Here is a 16,322-nt window from a genome sequence, read left to right on the forward strand (position 1 = left end):
CTCGAGATTCGTGAAAAGCACCGATGGGAACCGGCCTACCGCTACGCGACGGTAATCCGAGGTCATCCTCTCACTCCCCAGAGAATATCGGGATGATTCCCGCGATTCAGCGACCGGATACCGCCTTGCTCTTCATATCGAAGACAGCTAGACGAAACACTGTTTGAACAAGCGTCGTATAAACTCCGCAAACGAGGCTGAGAGTCGGCTCTCGCGGTCCTCGGTCCTGTCGTCGGAGCTCGCACGGCGGACCCTCAACCCACGCACCGGACCCCGGGCACCCGTCTCTCCGATCCCCGAGAGCTGACAGCGCCGTCCGCCCCCGCCCTCGCGCCACCGTGCCTGTCGAATGAGAGGCGACCCACCATGCCGCTGCTTGTCCCCCCGGCTCCCGCGCCCGCCCTGCGCACCGTCCTCACGGCACTCGGATCACCCACCGCCGTCAGCGAGGCCCGAACTCCCTCCCTGCGAAGCGCCCAAGGTCCCGCCACCCCCGAGCTCCCGCTGCCCGTCCACGTGCTCGACCGGATCACCCCCGAGGGCGCCGGCAGCACACGGCTCGCGGGCTGGCGCTTCCTGATCCGCTCCGGCGACCGCGCCCTGGCCGCCGCCGAGACCCGCCTCACCCCGGACGGCTGGGCCTTCTCGCACTTCTTCGAGGGCCCGTACCTCGCGTCCACCGAACTCGCCCTGCGCCAGGCCGACCTCATGCAACAGCCCTACCAGCCCCGCCTGCTGTCCGTGCCCGAGCTGTACATGCTCACCCTCTGGCTGCACGCGGACACCACGGCCGACGGCGCGACCGGCGTCCCGGCACCGACCGACCTCCTCGTGCCGCTGGCGCCCGCCCCACCCGGGATCGCGGCCCACCGGCCGCACCGGGTCGCCGACCTCCTCCCGGTCCTGACCACCCGCCTGACCCCCGCACCCCTCATGGGATCGCCCGCCTGAACCGAGGGCCGCCACCTCATTCGCACCGTCGCGTACCCCGCCGCCGATATCCGGGCGGCGGGGTACGCCATTGTCATCGGCACGGCATTCCGCTCTTACGCGCGGCAATACGCTCGTACGAGCCATTCATAGTCCGCGCCCCACGACGGACTAGCCCCATCCGACCATGGCGAACCACCCGAACGGGCAGGGGCGTTGCGATGAACCGTGCGCATGGAGGATGCGTCATCAACCTGTGAGAAAGCCGTGCTGCGAAATGCCTGCGGATTCACGCCCGTGGGGCAACACTGGGACCGGACCGAATAATCACAACGGGGGGCGGCCATGAGCGAGGCTTCACGCCGCGATACAGACACGACAGCCATCTCACCACTGACGACAGAGCGAAAGATCCCCACAACCATGTGCCAGCACCAGCCACCGTGCCCGACCGCCGAATCCGCCGACCGGGAAGGCGCCCGTCTCGTGGCGCACCACCCGGAGCAGGGATGGAGCCTGCTCTGCAACGGCGTTCTGCTCTTCGAGGACACCGGTGAGCTCCTTCCCGACGGCCAGATCATCGCCCCGCACCGCCCGCTCGACAGCGGCACGGTGATGACGGCGGCCTGAGCCGCGAGAGGTGCGCACAGGGCGAGCGTCCCCGCAGGCGGACGCCCGCCCGGACACAAAGAGGGGCCGGCCGGAGAAGCACTCTCCGCACCGGCCCCGACGCGTATCCGCGGGCGACTACTCCTCGTAGGCGTCCAGCGGCGGGCAGGAGCAGACCAGGTTCCGGTCACCGAAGGCCTGGTCGATCCGGCGAACCGGCGGCCAGTACTTGTCGGCGGGCTTCACCCCGGCCGGGAACACGGCCTCCTCACGGGTGTACGCGTGGTTCCACTCGTCGCCCAGCGCGGCCGCGGTGTGCGGGGCGTTCCGCAGCGGGTTGTCCTCTGCGGGCCACTCGCCCGAACCGACCTTCTCGATCTCCGCGCGGATCGCGATCATCGCGTCGCAGAACCGGTCCAGTTCGGCGAGGTCCTCCGACTCGGTCGGCTCGATCATCAGCGTCCCCGCCACCGGGAACGACATCGTCGGCGCGTGGAAGCCGTAGTCGATCAGCCGCTTGGCGATGTCGTCGACGCTGACCCCGGTCGTCTTCGCGAGCGGCCGCAGGTCGACGATGCACTCGTGCGCGACGAGCCCGCCCGGACCGGTGTACAGCACGGGGTAGTGCGGCTCCAGCCGCTTGGCGATGTAGTTGGCGCTGAGCACGGCGACCTGCGTCGCCCTCTTGAGGCCCTCGCCTCCCATCAGCCGGACGTACGACCACGAGATCGGCAGGATGCCCGCCGAGCCCCACGGGGCGGCCGAGATCGGGCCCACACCGGTCTCCGGGCCGGCCGCGGGCTGCATCGGGTGGTTCGGCAGATACGGCGCCAGGTGCTCCCTGACCGCCACGGGCCCGACACCGGGACCGCCGCCGCCGTGCGGGATGCAGAACGTCTTGTGCAGGTTCAGGTGCGAGACGTCACCGCCGAAGTGGCCCGGCTTGGCGAGGCCAACCAGCGCGTTGAGGTTGGCGCCGTCGACGTACACCTGGCCGCCGGCGTCGTGCACCTGGGCGCAGATGTCGGCGACGTGCTCCTCGAACACACCGTGCGTCGACGGGTAGGTGATCATCAGCACGGCCAGCTCGTCGCGGTACTGCTCGATCTTGGCCCGCAGGTCCTCGACGTCGATCTCGCCGTCCTCGGCGGTCTTCACGACGACGACCTTCATGCCCGCCATCACGGCGCTCGCGGCGTTGGTGCCGTGCGCCGAGGACGGGATCAGGCAGACGGTGCGCTGGTCGTCGCCGTTGGCCCGGTGGTAGCCGCGCACGGCGAGCAGGCCCGCCAGCTCACCCTGCGAGCCGGCGTTCGGCTGGAGCGACACCTTGTCGTATCCGGTGACCTCGGCGAGCCGCTCCTCCAGCTCACGGATCAGCGTCAGATAGCCCTGCGCCTGCGCCGCGGGCGCGAAGGGGTGCAGCTGCCCGAACTCGGGCCAGGTCACCGGCTCCATCTCGGTGGTCGCGTTGAGCTTCATCGTGCAGGAGCCCAGCGGGATCATGCCCCGGTCGAGCGCGTAGTCCCGGTCGGCGAGACGGCGCAGGTAGCGCAGCATCGCGGTCTCGGACCGGTGCTCGTGGAACACGGGATGCGTGAGGTACTCGTCGGAGCGCAGCAGCGCCTCGGGCAGCGTGTCCTCGGCGACGGCGTCGAGGTCCTCGACGTTGCCCTCCACCCCGAACGCCGTCCACACGGCACCCAGCTGCGCCCGCGTGGTGGTCTCGTCGCAGGAGACGGACACCTGGTCGGCGTCCACGAGGTGCAGGTTCACGCCGTGCTGCCGCGCGGCAGCGACGACCTCGGCGGCCCGTCCCGGCACCCGGGCGGTGAGCGTGTCGAAGTACGCGCCGTGCACGACCTCGACGCCGCCCGCGGCGAGCCCGGCGGCGAGGACGGTGGCGTACCGGTGGGTGCGCCGGGCGATGGTCCGCAGCCCCTCGGGGCCGTGGTAGACGGCGTACATGCCGGCCATCACGGCGAGCAGCACCTGGGCGGTGCAGATGTTGCTGGTCGCCTTCTCCCGGCGGATGTGCTGCTCACGGGTCTGGAGGGCGAGCCGGTACGCCTTGTGCCCGTCCGCGTCCACGGAGACGCCCACGAGCCGTCCAGGCAGGCTGCGCGCGAACTTCTCGTGCACGGCCATGTAGCCCGCGTGCGGCCCGCCGAAGCCCATCGGCACACCGAAGCGCTGCGTCGTGCCGACCGCGATGTCGGCGCCCAGCTCACCGGGCGGGGTCAGCAGGGTGAGGGCGAGCAGGTCGGCGGCGACGGTGACGAGCGCCCCGAGGCCGTGGGCCTGCTCGATGACCGGCTTGAGGTCGCGTACGGCACCGGAGGCACCCGGGTACTGCAGGAGTACGCCGTTGATCTCGCGGGAGGCGATGTCGGCGGGGATGCCGTCGCTGAGGTCGGCGACGACGACCTCGACCCCGGTCGGCTCGGCGCGGGTCTCGATCACGGCGATGGTCTGCGGCAGCGTGTCCGCGTCGACCAGGAAGAGGCCCTTCTTGTTCCGGCCCATGCGCCGGGACAGGGACATGGCCTCGGCGGCGGCCGTGCCCTCGTCGAGCAGGGAGGCTCCGGAGGTGGGCAGCCCGGTGAGCTCGGCGACCATGGTCTGGAAGTTGAGCAGCGCTTCGAGCCGCCCCTGGGAGATCTCGGGCTGGTAAGGCGTGTAGGCCGTGTACCAGGCGGGGTTCTCCATGACGTTCCGCAGGATGACCGGCGGGGTGAACGTCCCGTAGTAGCCGAGCCCGATCATGGAGCCCAGCACCTGGTTGCGGTCGGCGAGCGAGCGCAGCTCGGCGAGCACCTCGGCCTCGGTGCGGGCGCCCGGCAGCTTCAGCGCCTCAGCGTTCTTGATCACATCGGGGACCGCGGCGGCCGTCAGCTCGTCGAGCGAGCCGTATCCGACGTGGGCGAGCATCTTGGCCCGGGCCTCGGCGTCGGGTCCGATGTGACGCCGCTCGAACGGGATGCCCTGTTCGAGCTCTGTGAGCGGAATGCGGTGGGCGGTCATTGCGGAGGCCTCCTGGTCTGACACGACCTTCGAGGGCACCACGGCATGGGTGCCCGACGGCCTCCCCCTCTGTCATCTCGACCTGAGAGCTTCACCGGCCCGGGTAGGGGCCGGCTTTCACCGTCGGTGAGAGCGGAAACCGTCGACACCCGCTCTGCTTTCCAGAGTGACCTCGTCCGTGCGGTACGTGAGCCTGAGAGATTCCGGGGAGGATTTGCTCCTTCGGCGCCTCCGGATGGTGTCCGGAGGACTCTCCCGCACGGGTTCAACAGCCGCTGCCAGCGTATCAGCGCGGTCAACGCACGCGCCTTCGAGTGGCCGCCGTCCCGGTTGTGCCTTTTCGTAGTGGTGAGGAAGGATTTGCAAACCCCCATGGCGACCACTTGGAGGGCCCGTGCAGACCGACATCGATCCGCGCAATCTGATCGGCCGCAAGGCGTTCGACCGCAAGGGCACCAAGATCGGCACCGTGGACGAGGTCTACCTCGACGACGCGACCGGCGTCCCCGAGTGGGCCGCGATACGCATGGGCCTCTTCGGCCGCGACGCCTTCATCCCCCTCGAGCCCAGCGAACTCGTCGAGGGCTCCCTCCGCGTCCCTTTCGACCGCGCGCTCATCAAGGACGCCCCCGACTTCGGTGTCGGCCGCCACCTCTCCCCCGAACAGGAACTCCAGCTCTACCACCACTACGGCCTGGACATAGCCCCGCCGCCCCCGCTGGACCACGACTTCGGCAACGTCGCGAGCCAGGAAGACCCCTGAACCCACCCCGTCCCCACTCCGCGCCGCCTCGACACGGCCTCTCAGCCCCACAGTGGCCCCTTCATCCCGACGCCCTCCCCGCCCCTCCCTCGTGCTCCGTTCCCGGCCCCGGCACGGGCACCGCCTCCGAAGGTCGCACCGGCCCGCCCGGCACCAGCGGCAGCGGGTCCACCGCCTCGAGATCCGGGTCGTCCGTCCGGAACGTCCGCACCCGCCCCGGCTCCTTGTCCTCGGGCGTCTCGAACCGCACGGTGACCCGCCCGAGCCCGCTTCCCTGCACCCAGCCGTGCCCGTACTCGGAGTGCCATACGTCGTGCCCGGCCGACCACCGACGCTCGACGACATGCCCCGCGCTCCTCTCGTCAGCAACGGCCTCCTCCACCGTCTCCTCCTCAGGAAGCTCCGGCTCCCCCGCGGCCTGGGCGAACAGGTCCTCCTGCGTGTAGTCGGCGAGCCCGCTGACCCCGACCCCCAGCAGCCGTACCCCACCGGTGGTGTCGACGGCCTCCAGCAGCCGCCCCGCTGCCTCCCGCACCACGGCCGGATCGTCCGTCGGCCCTCGCAGCGTCTCGGACCGGGTCAGCGTCGAGAAGTCGTACCGCCGTACCTTCAGCACGATCGTCCGCCCCGACAGACCGGCCCCCCTGAGCCGCCGCACACACCGGTCGGCGAGCCGCTGCACCTCCAGCCGGACCCGCACCCGGTCATGGATGTCCACGTCGTAGGTGTCCTCCACGGACACGGACTTGGCGTCCCGCTCGGCGACCACGGCCCGGTCGTCGCGCGCCAGCGCCATGGCGTACAGGCCGTGCCCGTGGGCCTTCCCCAGCAGCCGTACGACCTCGTCCTCGCCGGCCTCCACGATCTCCTCGACGGTGGTGATCCCCGCGCGCCGCAGATGGTCCCCGGTGGCCGGCCCGACGCCGGGGAGGATCCGCACGGACATCGGCCCGAGGAGTGCCCGCTCGGTGCCGGGCTCGATGAGCACCAGCCCGTCCGGCTTGGCCTGCTCGGAGGCGATCTTCGCGAGCATCTTGGACGCGGCGAGCCCCACCGACCCGGTCAGCCCGGTCACTTCCCGTATCTCCTGACGCAGTCGCACGCCCGTCGCACGCGCCGAGGCCTCGTCCCAGGCCACTCCCCCGGCCTCCAGGTCCACGAAGGCCTCATCCAGGCTCAGTGGCTCGACCAGGGGCGACAGGCCGTGCAGCAGCCCCATGACCTGCTGGCTGATCGCCCGGTAGAACGTGAAGCGGGGCGTGAGGTAGGCGGCGTTCGGCGCGAGCCGACGGGCCTGCGCCGTCGGCATGGCCGAGTGCACCCCGAAGACCCTCGCCTCGTAGGAGGCGGTGGCGACCACGCCGCGGGGGCCGATCCCGCCCACGATGACGGCCCTCCCGCGCAGACTCGGCTTGGACGCCTGCTCCACCGAGGCGTAGAAGGCATCCATGTCGAGATGCAGGATCGTGGGCGCGGTTCTCACATCTCCGATGCTGCCCTACACCACTGACAATGCCCTGCCACGGCCCGACGGCGGCCCTGTCGCCGCAGACGACCCGGCCCGGTCATGGGCCGGCCACGCTCCTGACGCCGAGGGCCGGCACCCGCCGCTCGGGCCCGCCGCCACCCGCCGCTCTCGGCCGCGGCGCCCCGATCAGACCGCGCGGTTGCGCCTGCGCGCCAGTTCGTCCGTGGGATTGGGGCGGACCAGGGTCTCGCCCGTGTCGATCCGCTCGCCGTGCAACTGGGAGAGAGCACTTTCCACATCGCGCCAGACGACCCCGACGGCGATTCCGAAGATCCCCTGGCCGCCTTGGAGAAGGGCGTGGACCTCGTCCGGCGAGCTGCATTCGTAGACCGTGGCCCCGTCGCTCATCAGCGTCATCCGCTCCAGATCGCTGAAGCCCCGCTCCCGCAGGTGCTGGACGGCTGTGCGGATGTTCTGCAGGGAGACGCCGGTGTCGAGGAACCGTTTCACGATCTTGAGGACGACGACGTCCCGGAAGCTGTAGAGCCGCTGCGTCCCGGACCCGTGGGCGGACCGCACACTGGGCTCCACCAAGCCGGTGCGGGCCCAGTAGTCGAGCTGGCGATAGGTGATGCCGGCGGCGGCACACGCGGTGGGGCCGCGGTATCCGACGTTCTCGTGCGGCTCGGGCTCTGCCTCCGTGCTGTCATGGACAGCCGTCGGCAACTGTGGAACGGGACCGGCCGCGCCGCCGGAATGGGGATAGCCCCTGCTCGAGCGGAGCCGAGCGCTCGGGGGAGGGTACGAGCCGCTCTCCCCCAGACTGCGTCCGGGGGCACCCCCAGCCGTACCGTCGCCGCTGTTCCTCACGCCGACCTCCGTCCTTGACCTGCCTTATCGACGGTAGGCAGCCACCAGGGGTGCGTCAACGACCGCCACACTCGGCACGCCGAGTGATAATCACCCTGAGAGTGGTTTCCCGTGCCCTTCCGCGGGGAAAGGCTAGCCGAATGTGCTAAGCGGAACCCCAGGACACCGCATCGGCACGTGTCAGGTGCCGGACTCTCGTGACGCCGCCCCCTTGATCGACACGCCCGGGCCCCGACCCGCTCGGTCGGCGCTCCGCTAGGCCGTGGACGGCACGCGGTGCTGCTCCCGCCGGTCACCACTGCGCGGCCCGGTGACGGCGCGGCGGCCCGGCGGTCCACCAGCCGCCCTTGGCGGCGCGTCGGCGACTCGGCCCCGCGCCACGGGCCGACGGCCCGGCGGCCGCGGGGACAGACACCACCGCGGCCCTGCCTCACTGGCTGCTGGTACCGAAGTCCTCCGGCGAGATCTGGTCGAGGAACTCGCGGAACTTCTCCACCTCGTCCTCCTGCTCGTCCGGGATCGCGATGCCCGCGTCGTCGAGCACCCCGTCACTGCCGAAGATCGGCGTCCCGGTGCGCAGCGCCAGCGCTATGGCGTCGGAGGGCCTGGCGCTCACCTCGACACCGCTGGCGAAGACCAGCTCCGCGTAGAAGACGCCTTCACGCAGATCCGTGATGCGCACTTCCGTGAGCTCCTGGCCGACGGCCTCCAGCACGTCCTTGAACAGGTCGTGGGTCAGCGGCCGCGCGGGGGCCATGCCCTGCTGGGCGAAGGCGATCGCGGTGGCCTCCCCGGGCCCGATCCAGATGGGGAGGTAACGGTCGCCTCCCACTTCACGCAGGAGCACGATCGGTTGGTTGGAGGGCATTTCGACCCGGACACCTACGACATCGAGCTCGTTCACACAGCAACCCTAGGCCGTGCTCGGGATGTTTGGGTAGTCGAGCACGGATAGGCCGGACGATCCGCCACAGGCGAACACCCCTCTTCAGCGGAGCCGGACACCCAGCGCGCTCCGCACCAGCGCGGCGTGCAGCTTCACCGTGAGCCCCGCCAGCTCCCGCGTGCGGTCCTCCGCGTGCGCTCTGGTCTGGGGATTGCGGTGGCGGCGCAGCGGCGCGACGACCTGCTCCACGAGGCCCGCCTCACGGTCGGCGGCGGCCCGCATCACCCGCAGATGCCTCGGCTCGATACCGAATCGCCCCAGTTCCACCACAAGCGTGGCGACCGTGAGGGCCTCGGCGTCGTACGTGCCGTCCGGCAGCGGCGCCACGAGCCCGTACGACTCCCACTCGGCCAGCTGCTCCTCGCCGATCCCGGCGCCGGCCAGCAGCTCGGCCCGCCCGATCCGGGCGGCGGTGGGCTCCTCGGGCTCCCCCAAGAGCTCGCTCAGCCGCTCTCCGTCGCCGATGTCCCGCTGGCGGCCAACCGGCGGCAGCCGGACGTCCTCGCCCCGTTCCAGGGCCGCCAGGTGCTCACGGATCACCTTGAGCGGCAGATAGTGGTCCCGCTGCATCCTCAGGACGTGTCCGAGACGCTCGACGTCCCCGGCGCTGAACTTGCGATACCCCGAGGGGGTCCGCTGCGGCTCGATGAGCCCCTCCGACTCCAGGAAACGGATCTTGGAGATCGTGACCTCGGGGAACTCCTCGCGCAGCAGGTTCAGCACCGAGCCGATGCTCATCAGGCCACTGTTCGCGGCGGCGGTGCCGTGATCGGCACCACCGCTCGTTGTTCGAAGCATGGACCTTCCCTGGGGATTCCCCCCGGATCGAGTCCGGGGGCGGGTCAGTAACCCCGCTGGCTCGCGTAGAAGACCAGCCGGTACTTGCCGATCTGCACCTCGTCACCGTTGTGCAGGGCGACCTGGTCGATGCGCTCGCGGTTGACGTAGGTGCCGTTCAGGCTGCCGACGTCGGCGACCGTGAACGAGCCGTCCTGGGCCCGACGGAACTCCACATGGCGACGGGAGACAGTGACGTCGTCCAGGAAGATGTCGCTCTGCGGGTGACGGCCCGCCGTCGTCAGGTCGCTGTCGAGCAGGAAGCGGCTGCCCGCGTTCGGCCCGCGGCGTACGACGAGGAGTGCCGATCCGAGCGGCAGCGCGTCGACGGCGGCCTGGGCCTCCGGCGAGAGCGCCGGCAGCTGCGTCTGGCCCGTCGTCTCGGAGTCGTAGGCCTCGAGGCCGGAGATCGAGATCGTGGAGGTCGTCTCGGACGGACGCTCCGGGACGGCGCCGGGACGCAGCGGCGCACCGCAGTTCGAGCAGAAGCGGCTGTTCTCCGCGTTGCGGTTACCGCACCGCGTACACACCAGGGCCGACATCGACGGATCCTCCTGCCGCGGCTGCCCCGCCGGGGCATTGGACGCATACGGGTCGGTGGCAAACCCTCCACCCGTACCTGAGGCTGACGGGTCCCCGAAACCTATGCGGCCCGACTGGGCAGGGTCAACAGACGGCGCGCCCTGACCTCCGGAAATGTCACCGCCCGGACCAGCGACCTGGTCCCGGAAGAGGGGGCGCTCGCCGCCCTGGCCCTCCGCCTCCGAAGGCTGCGCGCGATGGCGGGAGGTCGCGTTGCCGCTGTCCTCTCGCGCGCTCTTGCCGAACAACTTCGCAAACAACTTCACGGGCGATTCCCCTTGACCGAAACAGACCCGCCCGTGGGGCAGGACGAACCCTGACTGAACACACCGGCCGACCCGGACATCCTCACAACGTCCGTTTCCACCAGACAGTTTCCACCACGCACCACCCATTCGGTGCGCCGACCCCCCGCAACCTCTTGCCCTCGCCGGACGACCCCTATGCACCTGCGGTTCACTGGGAGGACGACCGAGCGTAGTCAGGCCGCTTCGCCGCTCGCAAGGCGTCCACGACGATCTTGTCAGCCCGCTCCACGGTCACGGTGGCCTGCTCCTTCTCCAGTGTCTGCACCACGCCTCCGGGGATGTTCAACGCGGGCTCGAGGTCCTGCGGGTTGCCGATGACCTTGAAACGAAAGGGCTGGGTGATCTTGTTCCCGTCGACACTGATTCCCTTGCCGGAATCGGTGAGATAGGTGCTGGCGACCACGCGTACGCCGTTCACCTGGATCGCCTCCGCGCCGGCGGCGCGCAGCTCCTGGATCGCGTCGAGCAACATGTCCGCCTCGACCGTCCCCTTCGTGTCGTTGATCGTCAGCGTGATGCCGGGTCCCTGCGCGGCCACGGTGCCCGCCAGTACGCCGAGTTGTCTCTCCTTCTCGACGGTCTGCTTGCGTGCCTCCTCGGCCTGGTCCGAGCTGTTCTCCAGCTCGGTGCGCTGATCCTCGAGACCCTGCTTCTCCTCCTCCAGACGCTGAGTACGGTCATCCAGTTCATCGAGGATGCGTACGAGATCTTCCTGGCGTGCGCCGCGCAGCGCGCTGTCGTCGTTGTTGGAGGCCACCTGGACGGCCAGGCCGAAGCCCAGGCCGAACAGCAGCACGGCCACGATGAGTTGGGCTCGTGTGAAGCGCGGCGGCCACAGCCCCTGGGCCAGCCGCTGCCGTCCGGTCAGCCGGTTCTTCTCGTCGGGCGTGGCCGTGTCGGGCGCTCCGGCGGCCGTGACGGGGACCTCCTGCGGCAGCTCACGGCGCAACCGGGTCGTCGGCTCGTCGTCGTCCGCCCCGCCCGCGCCCCGGCCCGCACCCGGGCCCGTCGTCGGCCTCGGCGTCTCGTGCCTCTCGCTCATCGGCCTCACGCCCGGAACACGTGCCGGCGGATCGCCGCGGCGTTGGAGAAGATGCGGATGCCGAGAACGACCACGACGCCCGTGGACAGCTGGGCCCCCACACCCAACTTGTCGCCGAGGAACACGATCAGGGCGGCCACGACCACGTTGGACAGGAACGACACCACGAAGACCTTGTCGTCGAAGATCCCGTCCAGCATGGCGCGCAGCCCGCCGAAAACGGCGTCCAGGGCGGCGACGACGGCGATGGGGAGGTACGGCTCGACCACCGCGGGTACCTCGGGCCGGACCAACAGTCCGGCCACGACTCCGAGGACGAGGCCCAGTACGGCGATCACGATGTGCCCTTCCTAGTGCTCGGTTCTGCTGTTCGTACGATCACGCTCGGCGCGGCCGGCACCTTGATGTCGCTCTCCGCGGAGATGCTCGTCCGGATCCCGAAGTTCTCTTGCAGGGCATGCAGGTACAGCCCGTCGGGGCTGTTCTGGAACCTGGTGCTCAGCCGCTGCCCGTCCCCCACCGCGAGCACCGTGTACGGCGGCACCAGCGGCTTGTTGTCGACCAGTATGGCGTCGCCGGCGGCCCTGATCGCCGACAGCGCGGTGAGCCGCTGTCCGTTGATCGAGACGGCCTCGGCGCCCGACTCCCACAACCCGTTGACGACCCGCTGCATGTCCCGGTCGCGCACACGCCCGGTGTCGGAGAATCCGGAGGTCTCGCGGGGGCCGCCGTCACCGCCCTGGCTGGCGGTCTTCGAGTCGTTGACGACGAGCTTCACGCCGGGGCCGTGCACCTCGACGGCGCCCGACAGGATGCCCACGAGGTCGCCCTGGCCGCTGCCGCCGTTCTTGAGCGCCTCGCGCTGGCGTGCGCTCACGTCGTCGCGGAGGTCGTCGACGGAGTCCTCCAGCTTGTCCGCGGCCGCGGTCCGCTGGTGGATGCGGTCGATGAGCTCCTCGCGCTCCTTGGCCAGCGCCGGTGCGCTGATACGCGCCTGCGCCGCGCCCACGGTCACCACCAGGGCGGCGAGCACCAGCCCGACGGCGAGGCCCAGCTTCGCCCGTACGGTTTTCGGCATGCCCCCGGTGCCGTCGGCCTTCTTCCGGGCGGCGGCCTCGGCGTACCCGTCGTCGAGGCTGTGGTCCATGACGTTGTTGAGCAGCGACATGGAGGCGTCCGGACGCGACGGGCGCGCGGGTGTGCTCCGAACGGGGGGCTGCTGCGGCATGCCGCACATCGTCGCACGTCGCGCCCGCTACCTCCGAATGGCCCCACCCGCGTGCCGGACAGGCCCCGTTGGGGGCACTTGTCCGGCACGCGCGTGTGGCGGGTGTTTCAGCGTCCGGCGCTGTCCACCACCGACGACCATTCGTCCAGCAGGGCCTGCGCCGAGGCGTCGTCGGGTCCTTCGGCCCACAGATGCGTGACGGCCTCCGCCGGATCCGGCAGGACCATCACCCACCGCCCGTCGGTCTCCACGACCCGCACACCGTCGGTCGTATCGACAAAGCGACTGCCGGCGGCCTCCACGACCCGGCGCATCACGAGCCCCTTGACGGCCCACGGAGTGGCGAGATCCCGCTTGAGGACATGCGCCCGCGGAATCCGCGCGTCGATCTGGCTCAGCGTGAGCTGTGTCCGCGCCACGAGCCCGATGAGCCGTACGAAGGCCGCCGTCCCGTCGAAGACGCTGCTGAACTCCGGCACGATGAACCCGCCGCGCCCGTCTCCGCCGAAGATGGTCGTCTCGTCGCCGCCGACCCGGGTCAGGTCGTCCGGCGAGGTGGTCGTCCACTCGACCTGGGTGCCGTGGTACGCGGCGACCTGTTCCGCGATCCTGGTGGTGGTCACCGGCAGCGCCACGCGCCCGCTCCGCCGCTCCGCGGCCACCAGGTCGAGCATCACCAGCAGGGCCCGGTCGTCCTCGACGATCCGCCCCTTCTCGTCGACCAGGGACAGCCGTTCGCCGACGGGGTCGAACCGCACTCCGAACGCGGCCCGCGACGACGCCACGATCTCGCCGAGCCGCACGAGCCCCGACCGACGCATGTCGCCCGTCTCCGTCGGCCTCGACTCGTCGAGGCCGGGGTTGATCGTCAGCGAGTCGACGCCCAGCTTGCCGAGCAGGCTCGGCAGTACGAGTCCGGCGCTGCCGTTGGACGCGTCGACGACGACCTTGAGCCCCGATTCGGCGATCCCCGTCGTGTCGACGTTCCGCAACAGGGACCCGGTGTACGAATCGAAGACGCTGGCCGGGAAGTGCAGATCGCCGATCTCGCCCGGGAACGCGCGCCGGTACTCCTGCCGCGCGAAGACCCGGTCCAGCTTCCGCTGGCTGCCCTGCGACAGGTCCGCTCCCTGACTGTCGAAGAACATGATGTCGACGGAGTCCGGCACGCCGGGCGTGGTCCGGATCATGATCCCACCGGCACTGCCCCGAGCGGTCTGCTGCCGGGCCACCGGCAGCGGTACGTTCTCCAGGTCCCGTACGTCGATGGCGCTGGCCTGCAGCGCCGAGATGACCGCCCGCTTGAGGGCACGCGCGCCTCGGGAGTGGTCACGTGCGGTGGTGACCGTCGAGCCCTTCTTGAGGGTCGTCGCATACGCCCCGGCCAGTCGCACGGCCAGCTCCGGGGTGATCTCCACGTTCAGGATTCCGGACACGCCGCGGGCACCGAAGAGATGCGCCTGTCCGCGGGACTCCCAGATCACCGACGTGTTGACGAACGCACCCGCCTCGATCGTCTTGAAGGGGTAGACGCGAACGTTCCCCTGGATGATCGATTCTTCGCCGACGAGGCACTCGTCGCCGATGACGGCGCCGTCCTCGATCCGCGCGGCCCGCATGATGTCGGTGTTCTTCCCGACCACGCAGCCACGCAGATTGCTGTGCTGTCCGATGTAGACGTTGTCGTGGACGACGGTCTTGTGGAGGAAGGCCCCGCTCTTCACGACGACGTTCGAGCCGACCACGGTGTGCTCGCGGATCTCGACGCCGGCTTCGACCTTCGCGTAGTCCCCGATGTACAGCGGCCCGCGCAGCACGGCGTCGGGGTGCACTTCGGCGCCTTCGGCGATCCACACACCGGGTGAGAGCTCGAATCCGTCGATCTCGACGTCGACCTTGCCTTCGAGGACGTCGGCCTGTGCCTTCACATAGCTCTCGTGCGTGCCGACGTCCTCCCAGTAGCCCTCGGCGACATAGCCGTAGATCGGCTTGCCTTCCTTCATGAGCTGCGGGAAGACATCTCCGGACCAGTCGACGGGGACATCGGCCTCGACGTAGTCGAAGACCTCGGGTTCCATCACATAGATGCCGGTGTTCACGGTGTCCGAGAAGACCTGCCCCCAGGTGGGCTTCTCCAGGAACCGCTCGACCTTGCCCTCCTCGTCGACGATCGTGATGCCGAATTCCAGCGGGTTCGGCACTCGCGTCAGGCAGACGGTGACGAGAGCACCCTTTTCCTTGTGGAAATTGATGAGCTCGGTGAGGTCGAAGTCGGTCAGGGCGTCACCGGAGATGACGAGGAAGGCATCGTCCTTCAGTGCTTCCTCGGCGTTCTTCACGCTCCCGGCAGTACCGAGTGGCTTCTCCTCATTGGCATAGGAGAGCTCCATCCCGAGCTCCTCACCGTCGCCGAAATAGTTCTTGACGAGTGACGCCAGGAACTGGACGGTAACGACGGTCTCATTGAGCCCATGCCTTTTGAGCAGCCGGAGTACGTGCTCCATGATCGGGCGGTTCGCCACGGGCAGGAGCGGCTTGGGCATGCTCGAGGTCATGGGGCGAAGGCGTGTGCCCTCGCCTCCGGCCATCACGACGGCCTTCATGTCGGAAGCGTCCTCCTTGAAGAGACACGGTCTAGCCGACTTCACCCGTCCAGATTGTCCCGCACTTTTTCGACGCGGGCCATCGAGCCACTACGGCTGTCCCATCGGACGGGCTCAATCGGCCATGGCGTCCGCCGCGACAAGTCGGCGGACCTGAACCACGTAGAGGATCCCTGCCCACCAATACAGCGTTGTACCCCATCCGGCGAACGCCCATCCGAAAATAGCAGCGAGTGACGAGATCCATCCGGTTCCGTCACTGAGCAACAGCAAGGGGAAGGCGTACATCAGGTTGAAGGTGGCCGCCTTCCCGAGGAAGTTCACCTGCGGCGGCGGATAGCCGTGTCGGCGGAGGATGCCCACCATCACCAGCAGAACCAGCTCACGCAAGAGAAGTACAGCAGTCAACCAAAGAGGGAGAATCTCGCGCCAGGTGAGACCGACCAGAGTCGACAGAATGTAGAGCCGGTCTGCCGCGGGGTCGAGTAGCCGGCCGAGGCTGCTGATCTGGTTCCAGCGTCGCGCCAGCTTGCCGTCCAGATAGTCGCTGACGCCGCTCAGGGCGAGCACGAGGAGCGCCCAGCCGTCGACCTGGGGGCCGCCGAACTCAGGCCAGAGAATCAGCCACAGGAAGACGGGGACTCCGAGGAGCCGCGCCATGCTGAGGATGTTCGGGATGGTGAGCACCCGGTCCGTCTGGACTCGGGTCTCCTGGACCTCCACCCGGGGGCCTCCTGTGCAAAACGAGCCAATGATGCTCCCTGACCCTACCTCAACGCAAAAAAGCTCTGGCTCCTGGGCGTAGTGCCCAAGAGCCAGAGCTGTAAAAGGAGTTCGGCGGCGTCCTACTCTCCCACAGGGTCCCCCCTGCAGTACCATCGGCGCTGTGAGGCTTAGCTTCCGGGTTCGGAATGTAACCGGGCGTTTCCCTCACGCTATGACCACCGAAACACTATGAAACAATCAACCGCACCACGCTCTGTGACAAACGCGGGGTTGTTCGTGGTTTCAGAACCAACACAGTGGACGCGAGCAACTGAGGACAAGCCCTCGGCCTATTAGTACCGGTCACCTCCACACGTTACCGTGCTTCCAGATCCGGCCTATCAACC

General features: G+C 69.3%; 14 protein-coding genes, 2 rRNA genes and 1 riboswitch. Of the genes, 3 read left to right on the forward strand and 13 right to left on the reverse strand.

The window, feature by feature from the left end; translation table 11 throughout:
• Positions 1-366: 366 nt before the first annotated feature.
• Both ACZ4Z3_RS18185 and ACZ4Z3_RS18190 read left to right on the forward strand, forming a co-directional pair.
• The gene (locus ACZ4Z3_RS18185) at positions 367-951 is read left to right on the forward strand and encodes a hypothetical protein (RefSeq protein WP_468501917.1); all 585 of its coding nucleotides are present in this window, start codon (positions 367-369) and stop codon (positions 949-951) included.
• 402 nt (positions 952-1,353) lie between these two features.
• Entirely contained in the window at positions 1,354-1,560 is a 207-nt protein-coding gene (locus ACZ4Z3_RS18190) for a DUF5999 family protein (RefSeq protein WP_107465470.1), read from the forward strand.
• Between the two features lie 117 nt (positions 1,561-1,677).
• On the opposite strand, the gene gcvP is transcribed toward ACZ4Z3_RS18190, so the two are convergent.
• Positions 1,678-4,563: an aminomethyl-transferring glycine dehydrogenase gene (gene gcvP / locus ACZ4Z3_RS18195; RefSeq protein ID WP_468501918.1), complete on the reverse strand. Its 2,886-nt coding sequence runs from the start codon at positions 4,561-4,563 to the stop codon at positions 1,678-1,680.
• A gap of 171 nt (positions 4,564-4,734) precedes the next feature.
• Positions 4,735-4,831: riboswitch (glycine riboswitch) on the reverse strand.
• 126 nt (positions 4,832-4,957) lie between these two features.
• On the opposite strand from gcvP, the gene ACZ4Z3_RS18200 reads away from it, so the two are divergent.
• Positions 4,958-5,326, forward strand: a complete 369-nt coding sequence (locus tag ACZ4Z3_RS18200) for a PRC-barrel domain-containing protein (RefSeq protein ID WP_107465468.1) — start codon at positions 4,958-4,960, stop codon at positions 5,324-5,326.
• 61 nt (positions 5,327-5,387) lie between these two features.
• Here the strand turns inward: ACZ4Z3_RS18200 and ACZ4Z3_RS18205 are convergent, their stop codons facing one another.
• From ACZ4Z3_RS18205 to ACZ4Z3_RS18260, 12 genes are all read right to left on the reverse strand, one after another.
• Positions 5,388-6,809 (reverse strand): DNA polymerase IV, encoded by a 1,422-nt coding sequence (locus ACZ4Z3_RS18205; protein ID WP_468501919.1) that lies wholly within the window; start codon positions 6,807-6,809, stop codon positions 5,388-5,390.
• 171 nt (positions 6,810-6,980) lie between these two features.
• On the reverse strand, positions 6,981-7,664 hold the full coding sequence (locus tag ACZ4Z3_RS18210; RefSeq protein WP_468501920.1) for a MerR family transcriptional regulator: 684 nt from the start codon (positions 7,662-7,664) through the stop codon (positions 6,981-6,983).
• A gap of 430 nt (positions 7,665-8,094) precedes the next feature.
• Positions 8,095-8,568, reverse strand: coding sequence for a bifunctional nuclease family protein (locus ACZ4Z3_RS18215; protein WP_028797289.1), 474 nt, complete (start codon positions 8,566-8,568; stop codon positions 8,095-8,097).
• Between the two features lie 84 nt (positions 8,569-8,652).
• Positions 8,653-9,408: a transcriptional regulator FtsR gene (ftsR, locus tag ACZ4Z3_RS18220; RefSeq protein ID WP_468501921.1), complete on the reverse strand. Its 756-nt coding sequence runs from the start codon at positions 9,406-9,408 to the stop codon at positions 8,653-8,655.
• A 44-nt stretch (positions 9,409-9,452) separates the two neighbouring features.
• Positions 9,453-10,424 carry an FHA domain-containing protein gene (locus tag ACZ4Z3_RS18225; RefSeq protein ID WP_079049810.1) on the reverse strand — a complete coding sequence of 324 codons (972 nt, stop codon included), beginning with the start codon at positions 10,422-10,424 and terminating at the stop codon, positions 9,453-9,455.
• Positions 10,425-10,485: 61 nt separating this feature from the next.
• On the reverse strand, positions 10,486-11,379 hold the full coding sequence (locus ACZ4Z3_RS18230; RefSeq protein WP_468501922.1) for a DUF881 domain-containing protein: 894 nt from the start codon (positions 11,377-11,379) through the stop codon (positions 10,486-10,488).
• Between the two features lie 5 nt (positions 11,380-11,384).
• Complete coding sequence (locus ACZ4Z3_RS18235) at positions 11,385-11,717, reverse strand: small basic family protein (RefSeq protein ID WP_009343209.1); 333 nt, start codon at positions 11,715-11,717, stop codon at positions 11,385-11,387.
• A complete protein-coding gene (locus ACZ4Z3_RS18240; protein WP_468501923.1) occupies positions 11,714-12,616 on the reverse strand; it encodes a DUF881 domain-containing protein in 903 nt (300 codons plus the stop codon). Before ACZ4Z3_RS18240 ends, ACZ4Z3_RS18235 begins: the two co-directional genes overlap by 4 nt.
• A 98-nt stretch (positions 12,617-12,714) precedes the next feature.
• Positions 12,715-15,210 (reverse strand): sugar phosphate nucleotidyltransferase, encoded by a 2,496-nt coding sequence (locus ACZ4Z3_RS18245; RefSeq protein ID WP_468501924.1) that lies wholly within the window; start codon positions 15,208-15,210, stop codon positions 12,715-12,717.
• A 114-nt stretch (positions 15,211-15,324) separates the two neighbouring features.
• Positions 15,325-15,933 carry a CDP-alcohol phosphatidyltransferase family protein gene (locus tag ACZ4Z3_RS18250; RefSeq protein WP_055715902.1) on the reverse strand — a complete coding sequence of 203 codons (609 nt, stop codon included), beginning with the start codon at positions 15,931-15,933 and terminating at the stop codon, positions 15,325-15,327.
• A 109-nt stretch (positions 15,934-16,042) separates the two neighbouring features.
• Positions 16,043-16,159 (reverse strand): 5S ribosomal RNA (rrf, locus tag ACZ4Z3_RS18255).
• Positions 16,160-16,248: 89 nt separating this feature from the next.
• A 23S ribosomal RNA gene (locus tag ACZ4Z3_RS18260) occupies positions 16,249-16,322 on the reverse strand; the annotation flags it as partial.

The organism is Streptomyces sp. NPDC030296 (genome assembly GCF_055572815.1).